14 protein-coding genes are annotated in these 10,662 nt (G+C 75.5%); 9 read left to right on the forward strand and 5 right to left on the reverse strand.

Annotated elements, in window-relative coordinates:
- Window positions 1-233: 233 nt before the first annotated feature.
- Window positions 234-842: a ClpP family protease gene (locus Q0195_RS05650; protein ID WP_299275728.1), complete on the forward strand. Its 609-nt coding sequence runs from the start codon at window positions 234-236 to the stop codon at window positions 840-842.
- 1 nt (window position 843) lies between these two features.
- On the forward strand, window positions 844-1,458 hold the full coding sequence (locus tag Q0195_RS05655; RefSeq protein ID WP_299275731.1) for an ATP-dependent Clp protease proteolytic subunit: 615 nt from the start codon (window positions 844-846) through the stop codon (window positions 1,456-1,458).
- A 117-nt stretch (window positions 1,459-1,575) separates the two neighbouring features.
- On the opposite strand, the gene Q0195_RS05660 is transcribed toward Q0195_RS05655, so the two are convergent.
- Both Q0195_RS05660 and Q0195_RS05665 read right to left on the reverse strand, forming a co-directional pair.
- Window positions 1,576-2,178, reverse strand: coding sequence for a glyoxalase (locus Q0195_RS05660; protein ID WP_299275733.1), 603 nt, complete (start codon window positions 2,176-2,178; stop codon window positions 1,576-1,578).
- 44 nt (window positions 2,179-2,222) lie between these two features.
- Window positions 2,223-2,570 carry a helix-turn-helix transcriptional regulator gene (locus tag Q0195_RS05665; RefSeq protein ID WP_299275736.1) on the reverse strand — a complete coding sequence of 116 codons (348 nt, stop codon included), beginning with the start codon at window positions 2,568-2,570 and terminating at the stop codon, window positions 2,223-2,225.
- 82 nt (window positions 2,571-2,652) lie between these two features.
- On the opposite strand from Q0195_RS05665, the gene Q0195_RS05670 reads away from it, so the two are divergent.
- The 5 genes from Q0195_RS05670 (at window position 2,653) to Q0195_RS05690 (ending at window position 7,109) form a co-directional block, all read left to right on the forward strand.
- Window positions 2,653-3,876 (forward strand): histidine kinase, encoded by a 1,224-nt coding sequence (locus Q0195_RS05670; RefSeq protein ID WP_299275738.1) that lies wholly within the window; start codon window positions 2,653-2,655, stop codon window positions 3,874-3,876.
- Window positions 3,873-4,547, forward strand: a complete 675-nt coding sequence (locus Q0195_RS05675) for a response regulator transcription factor (protein WP_299275740.1) — start codon at window positions 3,873-3,875, stop codon at window positions 4,545-4,547. Before Q0195_RS05670 ends, Q0195_RS05675 begins: the two co-directional genes overlap by 4 nt.
- Window positions 4,548-4,637: 90 nt before the next feature.
- Window positions 4,638-5,669 carry a hypothetical protein gene (locus tag Q0195_RS05680; RefSeq protein ID WP_299275742.1) on the forward strand — a complete coding sequence of 344 codons (1,032 nt, stop codon included), beginning with the start codon at window positions 4,638-4,640 and terminating at the stop codon, window positions 5,667-5,669.
- Window positions 5,670-5,765: 96 nt separating this feature from the next.
- Window positions 5,766-6,263 carry a pyridoxamine 5'-phosphate oxidase family protein gene (locus Q0195_RS05685; RefSeq protein ID WP_299275745.1) on the forward strand — a complete coding sequence of 166 codons (498 nt, stop codon included), beginning with the start codon at window positions 5,766-5,768 and terminating at the stop codon, window positions 6,261-6,263.
- A 219-nt stretch (window positions 6,264-6,482) separates the two neighbouring features.
- Complete coding sequence (locus Q0195_RS05690) at window positions 6,483-7,109, forward strand: dihydrofolate reductase family protein (protein WP_299275748.1); 627 nt, start codon at window positions 6,483-6,485, stop codon at window positions 7,107-7,109.
- A 36-nt stretch (window positions 7,110-7,145) separates the two neighbouring features.
- Here Q0195_RS05690 and Q0195_RS05695 read toward each other — a convergent pair whose 3' ends face one another.
- Window positions 7,146-7,505, reverse strand: coding sequence for a VOC family protein (locus Q0195_RS05695; RefSeq protein WP_299275750.1), 360 nt, complete (start codon window positions 7,503-7,505; stop codon window positions 7,146-7,148).
- Window positions 7,506-7,690: 185 nt separating this feature from the next.
- Between Q0195_RS05695 and Q0195_RS05700 the strand changes: the two genes are divergently transcribed.
- The gene (locus Q0195_RS05700) at window positions 7,691-8,218 is read left to right on the forward strand and encodes a GNAT family N-acetyltransferase (protein ID WP_299275753.1); all 528 of its coding nucleotides are present in this window, start codon (window positions 7,691-7,693) and stop codon (window positions 8,216-8,218) included.
- A 14-nt stretch (window positions 8,219-8,232) separates the two neighbouring features.
- Here the strand turns inward: Q0195_RS05700 and Q0195_RS05705 are convergent, their stop codons facing one another.
- On the reverse strand, window positions 8,233-8,760 hold the full coding sequence (locus Q0195_RS05705; protein WP_299275755.1) for a GNAT family protein: 528 nt from the start codon (window positions 8,758-8,760) through the stop codon (window positions 8,233-8,235).
- 48 nt (window positions 8,761-8,808) lie between these two features.
- Window positions 8,809-9,921, reverse strand: a complete 1,113-nt coding sequence (locus Q0195_RS05710; protein WP_299275758.1) for an NAD(P)-dependent alcohol dehydrogenase — start codon at window positions 9,919-9,921, stop codon at window positions 8,809-8,811.
- A 292-nt stretch (window positions 9,922-10,213) separates the two neighbouring features.
- Between Q0195_RS05710 and Q0195_RS05715 the strand changes: the two genes are divergently transcribed.
- On the forward strand, window positions 10,214-10,662 hold a 449-nt coding region (locus Q0195_RS05715), incomplete at its 3' end, for a phosphotransferase (protein WP_299275760.1).

Raw genomic sequence — 10,662 nt, forward strand, 5'->3', positions numbered from 1 at the left:
GATCGTCGCCCGCCCCGGACCGGGCGGCGGGGTGCGCCTCGACGTCACCCCGGGCCGCACGGGAGGCCACCCCGAGAGTCGATCGGTCGCTGATCGTCCGTTCCCGAACTGTGAACGGACGTTCTCTGCCCGATCGATGGGCGGGGAGGGACGGGCTCGCGCTGCTCACGGCGGATCTGCCGTGGGCAGCGCGCCCTACCGCACCGGCCCCGCCGCCGGGTGGGATGGGTGGCATGGCAACACAGACGAGCATGGTCCCCCTCGACCAGGAGCTCCGGCAGCGGCTCATGACCCAGCGGATCATCGTCCTGGGCACCGAGCTCGACCAGGACGCCGGCAACCGGCTGTGCTCCCAGCTGCTCCTGCTCTCGGCCGAGAACCCCCGCGACGACATCAGCTTCTGGATCAGCTCCCCGGGCGGCTCCGTCCCCGCGATGCTCGCCATCCGGGACGTCATGCGGCTCATCCCCAACGACGTGAGCACCGTCAACCTCGGCATGGCCTACAGCGCCGGCCAGTTCCTGCTCAGCGCCGGGACGAAGGGCAAGCGCTACTCCCTGCCGCACGCCAAGGTCCTCCTGCACCAGGGCTCCGCCGGCATCGGCGGCACCGCGGCGGACATCGCAATCCAGGCGGACGACCTGCGCCACACCCGCGACACCGTCCTCGCCGCGATCGCCGACGACACCGGACAGGACGTCGCGACGATCGAGCGCGACTCGCGGCGGGACCGCTGGTTCACCGCCGCCGACGCCGTCGCCTACGGCTTCGTCGACCGCGTCATCACCCATGTCGACGACATCAGGCCCGTGCCGCCACGCCGGGCCGGGCTGGGGGGCTGAGATGGCGAGCTACCCGATCCCGTACGTCACCACCCAGACGCCGCGAGGGGAGCGCACGGTCGACGTCTACAGCCGGCTGCTCGCCGAGCGCATCGTCTACCTCGGCACCGAGATCGACGACGGCGTGGCCAACACCCTCATCGCCCAGCTCCTCCACCTCGAGGCGGAGAGCGCCGAGCTGCCGATCGACGTCTACATCAACTCCCCGGGCGGCTCGGTGACGGCGATGCTCGCCGTCTACGACACGATGCAGTACGTCAGCGCCCCCGTCGCCACGACGTGCGTGGGGCAGGCGGCGTCCTCGGCGGCGGTGCTGCTGGCGGGCGGCGAGCCGGGCCGCCGGGCCCTGCTCCCGCGCGCCCGGGTGGTGCTGCACCAGCCGGCGGCCGAAGGGCGCGGCACCGTCCCCGACCTCATCCTCGAGGCGGAAGAGGTGGAGCGGGTCCGCGGCCAGCTCGAGGAGCTCCTCGCCCGGGACACCGGCCGCAGCGTCGAGCAGGTGCGCGCGGATACCGAGCGGAACCTCGTCCTCACCGGCGAGGCCGCCGTCGCCTACGGCATCGTCGACCGGGTGCTGGCGCAGCGGCCGCGGCAGGCGGGACGCCCCGCCGCGTGACCGCGGGCTACCTCATCCCGCCGGGTAGCCCGCCCGCCTGCTCCACCCTGGACCCGAGCGGCGTCGGTGCGGCGGTGTCCTGCGTGGCGTCGGTGCGGCGGTGTCCTGCGTGCGCGCTCACCGGGACTCCCAGACGTAGCCGTCCGGGTCGGTGAAGGACCCGGCGTCGCTCGTCACCGCCAGCCGGTGCGACCCGGTGCCGTCGGGCGGGACCCCGGCCGCCTTGGCCACCGCCTTGCGCTTGTTCAGGGTGACCGTGACCGGCCCGGCGTCGAGCTCGGCGTAGGTGTGCCCGAAGCTCTTGCGCACCGTGAAGCCGTGGTCGACGTAGAACTGCGTGCTCGGCACGACGTCGTGCACCCCGAGCTGGAGGACGACGTCGTCGACCCCCTCCGACGGCGGGCCGGTCTCCTTCTTCGACGAGGACGCGACGGTCCACACGGTCCCGTCCGGGGCCTGGACCGAGCCGCCGTACCCCCACAGCGACTTCGTCGGCTCCTGGAGCACGATGGCGCCGGCGTCCCGGGCGCGGGCGACGAGGGCATCGACCCCGCTCGGCTGCGGCACCACGAGGGAGAGGGTGAACCCGCGGAATCCGCTCGTCGGGGAGTCCGACGCCCGCAGGCGCAGGAGGTCTCCGACATCGAACGCCGCAGCGTAGAAGCGTTCGGCGGCCGCGACCTCGGTCACCTCGAGCGTGATGGAGTCGATGGTTGCCATGCACCAACGCTAGGGGGCGGCCCGCCCACCCGCTCCCCGACGGATCAGGCGGCCAGGCGGAGCGCGGTGGGCGCCGAGACGGTCGGCCCCTGCCGGCGGGCCGGGGAGGCCATGAGCGTGCTCGCCCGCCGGACGACCTCGGCGGCGGGCAGGTCCAGGGCGCCGCTCACCGCACGCAGCACCTCCGAGGACGGGTCCTTCGCACCCCGCTCGACCTCCGAGAGGTACTGGGGCGAGATCGCCGCCTCCCGGGCCACGTCGACGAGCCGCTCCTCCCGGGCCGTGCGCTCCTCACGCAGCACCCGCCCCACCGCCTCACGGAACAGCGGCGGCCCCTGCCGTACCCGCGGACGGTCGAGCGGGAGGGCCGTGACCTGCCTCACTGCTGCCATGCGCCGACCCTACTGACGGGCCCGGGCCGCGCGCTCGTCCTTCCGCTGTGGGCGGACGGGGCCGGGCTGGCACACTGCCCTCATGCCCGTGCCCGTGGCCGTGCGGCCCCTGGTCAGTGCGGCGACGCTGCGCGGCGGGGTGTTCCTCGTCGTGGGCGGTGTCGTCGGCGCCGCGTACGGGCTGCTCGCCACCGGCTTCGCGCAGATGTACCGGGACCCCACGCTGTCCCGGCCGGTCGTCACCGCACTCGTCCTCGTCACCGCGGTGATCGTCCTGCTGCCCCCGTTCCTCCACCCGGTCCGGCTGCTCGAGGCGACGGCGGCACGGACCCTGCTCGACGCCGACCTCCCGCAGGACCCGGGCCGCGGCCCCGAGCCCGCGGCGCGCGGCGCGGTCTGGTTCGTCCTCCACCTCGCCACCGGGGCCGCGGCGGCGCTGTCCCTGCTGGTCGCGGTCCCGCTCAGCGTGAGCCTGGTCGCCTGGCACCTCGGGGGCACGGTGCTCGACGCCGCGCTCGGCCCCCTCGTCGAGCTGCCGGCCGTGCTCGCCGTCGCGCTCGCCGGGCTGCTCCTCCTCGTGCCGCCGTATGCGATGTGGGGCCTGAGCTCGCTGCTGCGGGTATGTGCACCGACGCTGCTCGGTCCCTCCGCCCAGGAGCGGATCGCCCGGCTCGAGATGGAGAAGCGCGAGCTCGCCGCCCGCAACGCGCTCGCCCGCGACCTCCACGACAGCGTCGGGCACGCGCTGACCGTGACCACCCTGCAGGCGGCCGCCGCGGAACGGGCCCTCGACCGCGACCCGGAGCTCGTCCGGTCGGCGCTCGCCGCCATCGCCGAGACCGGACGCGAGGCGGTCGCCGAGCTCGACCGCGTGCTGGGCGTGCTGCGCGTCGGGGAGCCGCCGTCGTCCGCGGACGCGGCCGCGCGCGACCGCACGCTCGCCGACGTCCCCGCGCTCGTCGCCGAGGCCCGCGCCACCGGCGCCCGCATCACCCTCCGGCTGTCACCGGCTGTCCCCGGCGCCGTCTCCCGGGCGGTGTCCCGCGAGGCGTACGCGATCGTGCGCGAGGCGCTGACCAACGCGCTGCGGCACGGCGGCGGGGGGACCGAGGTCACCGGCGAGGCGCATGCGCACACCGTCGCCCTGACCGTGAGCAACGACCTGCGCCCGGGACCGACCGGCCGGGCCGGGCGCGGCCTGGCGGGGATGCGGGAGCGCGCCGAGGGGGTCGGCGGGTCGCTCACCTGGGGACCCGACGGGCACCGCTGGCGGGTGCGCGCCGTGCTGCCCCGGGAGGTGCGGTGACCGTCCGCGTCCTGCTCGTCGACGACGAGGCCCTCGTTCGCGGAGGCCTGCGCGTCATCGTCGACGGCGAGCCGGACCTCGAGGTCGTCGGCGAGGTGGCCGACGGCGCGGACGTGCCCGCCGCCGTCGCCACCACCCGCCCCGACGTCGTGCTGATGGACGTACGCATGCCGGGGCTCGACGGCATCTCCGCGACACGGGCGCTGCACGCCCGGGCCGACCGCATGGGCGAGACGCCACCACGCGTCCTCGTCGTGACGACCTTCGAGAACGACGACTACGTCCTGCAGGCGCTGCGCGTGGGCGCCGCCGGGTTCGTGCTCAAGCGCATCCACCCCGAACAGCTGCTCCACGCTATCCGGGTGGTGGCCCGCGGTGACGCGCTGCTCTTCCCCGACGCCCTGCGCCGGCTCGTCGCGGCAGCCCCGACCGCCGCGGGAGAGGACGTCGTCTCCCGGGCCGGGCTGACCGCCCGCGAGGAGGAGGTGCTGCGCCTCGTCGCCGCGGGCCGGACGAACGCCGAGATCGGGGCCCTGCTCCACCTCGGCGTCGAGACGGTCAAGACCCACGTCGGCAACCTCCTGGCCAAGCTCGGCGCACGCGACCGCACCCAGGCCGTCGTCCTCGCCTACGAGTCGGGCTTCGTGCGGCCCGGCGACGCCCTGGGGTGAGCACCGGCTCCCTCGCACGGGGGAGCGGGGCACGGCTCGTCCACGCTCCCGGGGGATCTGCCCGGACCGCCGGCCGAGGACGGTGGAGGCATGCGAACCACCACCATCACCACGCTGTACTGGATCCTCGTCGCGGCCGGCCTGGCGGCCGTCGCCGCCACCGGGGGCGACCTGGTCGGAGGGGAGGGCCACCCCGCACTCGGGGCGAGCCTGGCATCCCTGCTGCCCGGGCCCACCTTCCCGGTCCTCGCCGGCCTCCTCGCCCTCGTCGTCGCCGGTTCCGTCGGGTGGACGGCGCGGAGCCCGGGCTCCACCCGCCCGGTCGTCCTCGGCGGCGCCGCGGCGCTCGTACTGGCGCTGCTCACCCTCAGCGTCGAGCTGCTCGCCGTCGTCGGCTACCTGCCGCTCGCCGTCGTCCTCGCCCCGTTCCACGCGGGGATGCGCAGCGGACTGGTTGCAGCCGTCGACGTCGGCCTGGTGATCCAGGTCGGCGTCCTCCTCGGCGTCGTGCTGTGGGGCAGGGCGGTGCTCCGGGCGCTCCGCGCGCACCCCGTCACCGTCCCGACCTGGGCCCGCCCCGAGGCCGCCGCGCGCTGGGGCCGGGTGGCTGTCGTCGTCTCCGTCGTACCGCCGCTCGGCTACGCCGTCACCCGCTTCACCTGGATGTTCTACCCACTGGGCTTCAGCCGCGACGTGTGGGAGGCCCAGCACGGCAGCAGCGCCCTGCTGCCCGGGGTGTGGCTCGGGTCCTTCGCCGTCGTCGGCGCCGTGCTCACCCTCGGTCTGACCCGGCGGTGGGGCGAGGTGTTCCCCCACTGGGTGCCGCGGCTCGGCGGCCGCCCGGTGCCGGTCGCGCTCGCCGTCGTCCCCGCGAGCCTGGTCGCGCTGCTCCTCGTCCCCTCCGGGATCTCGATGATCCGGCGCGTGCTCGGCCCGGACGCCGCCTTCGACCCGGTGGCGGACTGGGCGGCCTACGGTCCCACCCTGCTCTGGCCGCTGTGGGGGGTGTCCCTCGGGGCCGCCACTCTCGCCTACGCGCTGCGCCGCCGCGGGGAGCAGCAGGACCCGCCGCGGGTGACCCGCACCGGCGGCGCCGCGCACGTCAGGTCCGCACGACCGTGAGCGGGCCCTCGGCGGCTCGACGTGGTCGACGAGCTCCGCGGTGCGGCCGGCTCACACGGCCGGGCCCTGTGGGTCGGCACCGGTAGCGTGGGGCGGATGAGGGAGACAGCAGCGGAGATCGCCGCCCTTCAAGAGCTCATGGACGCCTCCTACACCCGCAGCACGAGCCACCTGCAGGAGATCGTCAGCGGGCCGCGCCGGCTGACCGCCGAGCAGGTCGTCGCCGCGCTGGACGGGATGAAGGTGCTCACCCTCGCCACGGTGACCGCCGCGGGGGAGCCGCGGGTCAGCGCGGTGGACGGGCACTTCCTGCACGGCCGGTGGACCTTCGGGACCGACGGGCGGGCGGCCAAGGCCCGCCACCTCGCCGCCCGGCCGGCCGTGAGCGCCGCGCACGTCGACGGCGAGCGGCTGGGCGTCTTCTGCCACGGCAACGCCGTGCGGCTCACCCCGCAGGACCCGGCCTGGGAGGAGACCATCGCGCACTGGACCGCGTACTACGGCTCCGACCCGACGACCTGGGGCGAGGACGTGCGGATGTACCGCATCGAGCCCACCTGGCTCGTCGGGTACGGGACCGTCGCGGAGGGCTGAGCCGCCGTCCGCGGACGGACCGCACGGGCGGAGCGGGCCCTGCGTCGTGCGCCTCGCACCCACGCCGCGGGTCCGCACCGGCTGTCGTGCCGTGACCACGCAGACAGCGAAGCCGCGCCACCCGATGACATCCGCCGTCCGCGCCGGTCCATCTGTCAAGCGCCCGCGTCGCGTCCTGACCGCGGGCCCCCACCGACCACCACAGACAGGAGGGCGGCGATGGGCACCATCGTGGTCCAGGCGTTCATCACCCTCGACGGCGTCGTCCAGGGAGGCGGCGGTCCCGAGGAGGACCCGGACGGCGGCTTCCCCCACGGCGGCTGGGCGACCGACTACGACGCCGAACACGGCGGCGAGGAGTTGGGCGACCTGGTCCGGCAGTGGGAGGAGCGGACCGAGGCCCTGCTCCTCGGACGCCGGACCTACGAGATCTGGGCCGGCGCCTGGGGTGTGTGGGACGAGGACGCCCCGGGCCTGCAGGGCGAGCTCACCCGGCGCTACAACCGCGTCCCGAAGTACGTCGCCTCGCGCACACTGACCGAGCTCGGCTGGCAGGGCTCCCACCTGCTCGGTGCCGACGTCCCCGCGGAGGTGGCGCTGCTGCGCGCCGGACATGACGGTGAGATCCGGGTGTGGGGCAGCACCCGGCTGGTGCGGACCCTCGCCGAGCACGACCTCGTCGACGAGTACCGACTCGCCCGTTACCCGCTCGTCCTGGGCACCGGGAAGCAGCTCTTCCCCGCGGGGTTCCCGTACTCCCGCCTCGTCACCGCCGACACCCGGGTGCTGCGCTCAGGCGTCGTCGTCACCAGCTACCGGCGCGCGGACACGACGCGACCGGCGTGAGCCGGTGCGCCGACCCGGCGCGAGCCGGTGTGAGGGTCAGTGCGCGCCCGGCTGCGCGACGCAGAAGACGTTGCCGTGCGGGTCGGCGAGCGTCACCCAGCGGAAGTGCTCGTCGCCCCGCCGCGAGACGAGCGTGGCGCCGGCCGCGAGCAGGCGGTCCACCTCGGCGTCGAGGTCCTCCCCGGCCACGAGGTCGAGGTGCGCCCGGTTCTTGCCCGGCGTCGGGTCCTCCACCCGCTGGAACGCCAGCTGCACCGGTAGGGCGCCGCCCGCGACGATGACGTACCAGCCCTCGTTGCGCTCGACGACCTCCGCGCCGGTCTGCTCCGCCCACCACGCCGCGAGCGCGTCGGCGTCGGTCGTGTCGATGGTCACCATGGCCAGCCTCAGGGTCATGTGCCCACAGTAGACGCAGGTGCGGACGGACCGCCGGGCAGCGGCACCCCGGTGCTAGGTTCCGCGCGTGCAGCCACGACTCGAGGGTCGCGATGGACGAGACACGGCAAAGAGGTGGGCATGACCGGGCGCGCGGAGCATAGTGGGCAGCAGGCCACGACGGAGCGACGGCCGGGGGAGCCGTGATGACGCAGCCGCCGTCCGCAGGCGTCGCCGTGCGCCGGGTCCGGCCCGAGGAGTACGACGCCGTCGGGCAGCTCACCGTGGACGCCTACCGGGCCGACGACCTCGTCGGGACGCCCGGCGGCGCCGAGGACTTCTACGTCGCGATGCTCCGCGACGCCGCCCGGCGGGACCGCGAGGCGGAGGTGTGGGTGGCGGCCGACCACGACGGTGCGATCCTCGGCACGGTGACCTGGTGCCCGGTGGCCTCCACCTGGCGGGAGGTCGCCGCACGGCCGGACCAGGGCGAGTTCCGGATGCTTGCCGTCTCGCCCGCGGCCCGGCGGCGCGGGGTGGCCCGCGCGCTCGTCACGGCCTGCCTCGCGCGGGCGCGCAGCGACGGCGCGCGCGAGGTGGTGCTCTCCTCCCTGCCGCAGATGACGGCGGCGCACGCCCTGTACCGGGACCTCGGGTTCGTCCGGGCACCCGAGCACGACCACAGCCCCACCCCGATCGTGCACCTGTGGGCCTTCCGGCTGCGCCTGGCGTAGTGGCGGGCGCCGGGCTACGCCGTCAGCGCCAGCCGCGGTCCGGTGGGCACCGGGTCGGTGACCAGACGGCCGTAGGTGAGGACGTCGACCCGCTCGCCGGCGATGAGGAACTTGCCGCGCTCCCGGCCCTCGCGGACGAACCCGGCGGCCTCCGCCACCCGCCCGGACGCCGGGTTGTCCACCCGGTGCCCGAGCTCGAGCCGCTCGCAGCCGCCCACGGCGAGCGCCCAGTCCGCGACCGTGGCCACCGCCGCCGAGGTCCAGCCCCGGCCGCGGTGCTCGGCGTGCATCCAGTACCAGACCCAGCCCAGCCGGTCCTCCTCGTCGACCGCGACCCCGACGGCGCCGACGAGCCGGTCCGCGACGGTGACCGCGAAGACGTGCCGGCCCGGCTCGGTGCACCGGCGGACGTAGGCCTCGGCCTGCGCCGGCGTGGTGACCTCACCCTGGCGCGCCATGTCGGGAGCCGAGGCGAAGGCGGCGAGCACCGCGGGTGCGTCGGCGGGGCGGAGGGGGCGCAGGACGGGCAGCTGGTCGGTCACGGCCGCCAGCGTACGACGGCGGGCCGCACCGCCCCGGCGCGCGCTGCGTCAGTGGACGAGCACCGCCTTGACCGCCTCCCCGGAGGTGGTGGCCGCGATCGCCGTCTCCAGCTCTGGGAAGGGGAACGTGCGGACGAGCTTCTCCAGCGGGAAGCGGCCCTGCCGGCGCAGCTCGAGCAGCTGGGGGATGAACACCCGCGGTACCGAGTTGCCCTCGACGATGCCCTGGACCCGCCGGCCCAGCTGCATCACCGGCAGCAGGTCGAGGGTCATCCCGGGGGCGGCGCCGACGATGCCGAGGGTGCCGCCCCAGGCGAGGGCGTCGACGAGCCGCGCCAGCACCGCGCCGACCGCCGTCGTGTCGAAGGCGTGGGTCACGCCGTGGCCACCGGTCAGGGCGCGGATCTGCTCGACCTGGTCCTCGTCGCGCCCGTCGACCGTGTGGGTGGCACCCAGCTCCCGGGCCAGCTCCAGCCGGGCGGGGACGACGTCGAGCGCGATGACGGTGCCGACGCCGGCTGCCACCGCGGCCATGAGCCCGCTCAGCCCGACCGCCCCGGTGCCCGCGATGACGATGCTGTCCGTCGGACCCGGCCGCAGCGCGTTGAGGATCGCGCCGGCCCCGGTCTGGACGCCGCAGCCGAGGGGCCCGAGGAGGTGCTCGTCCTGGGGCTCCACCCAGTCCGGCACCTTGGCGAGGTCACGTGCGGCCACGAGACCGTGGGTCCCGAACGAGGACTGCCCGAAGAAGCTCGCACCGACCGGGCCGCCGTCGCGGGTGGCCTTCCAGGAGCCGTCGCCGCGGGTGAGGGCGAAGTTGACGTCGTTGAACCGCTCGCAGTTGAACGGACGCCCGGTGAGGCAGGTGCGGCATTGGCCGCACGAGGCGTAGGAGGCCATCACCCGGTCGCCCTCGGCGAACTCGGTGACGCCGGTGCCGACGGCCTCGACGACACCGGTGCCCTCGTGCCCGTAGACCGCGGCCGGGAAGTCGGGCTGGTGGAAGACGTCCCGGGCGAAGAGGTCGGTGTGGCACAGGCCGGTGGAGGTGAAGCGCACGAGCACCTCGTCGGGGCGCGGGTCGCCCAGCTCGATGCCGTCGACCAGCTGGAAGGTGCCGTGGGGCTCGGTGAGGACGTGGGCGCGGATCGTGGTCGGCATCAAGCTCTCCTCCGTCGGGTGCGCGTCACGGTACTGGGCCGCGTCCCCGCCGCAACCGCAGCGGCCGCCGCCGTCAGCCGCCCTCCGCCTGCAGCGCCCGGCGGACGAGGTCGAGCGCCGCGTCCGCGTCGATCCCCAGGGACCGCGCGGTGCGGGTGAACGCCGCCGCGGCCTGCTCGGCAGTGCCGTGCGGTGTCGACCGCTCGGCCGGGCGGCTCGACGGTGGCCGGCCCCGGCGATGACGACGGGTGGTCGTTGCCGGCGCGCGGGGTCGGAGGCGTAGCGTGCCGCCATGCCCGACACCCCGCCCGCGGAGGTCGCCGTCGACGAGCACCTCGTGCGCAGCCTGCTCCAGGACCAGCACCCCGACCTGGCGGACCTGCCGTTGCAGCGGATGTCCAGCGGCTGGGACAACACGGTCTGGCGCCTCGGCACCGACCTCGCCGTCCGCCTGCCGCGCCGGGCCGTCGCCGCGCGGCTCGTCGAGCACGAGCAGCGGTGGCTGCCCGAGCTCGCCGTCCTCGTCGCGCCGGTGAGCGACGTCCTCCTCCCGGTGCCCGTGCGGGTGGGTGAGCCGACGGCGCGGTACCCGTGGCGGTGGTCGGTCGTCCCCTGGGTCCCCGGCCGATCCGCGGGCACGGTCCCGGCCGAGGCGCGGAGGTCCCTGGCCGACCCGCTCGCCCGGTTCCTGCGGGCCGTCCACGTCGCCGCCCCACCCCACGCCCCGGCCAACCCCGTGCG

Origin of the sequence: uncultured Georgenia sp., assembly GCF_937958535.1 — a bacterium.
Lineage (GTDB): Bacteria > Actinomycetota > Actinomycetes > Actinomycetales > Actinomycetaceae > Oceanitalea.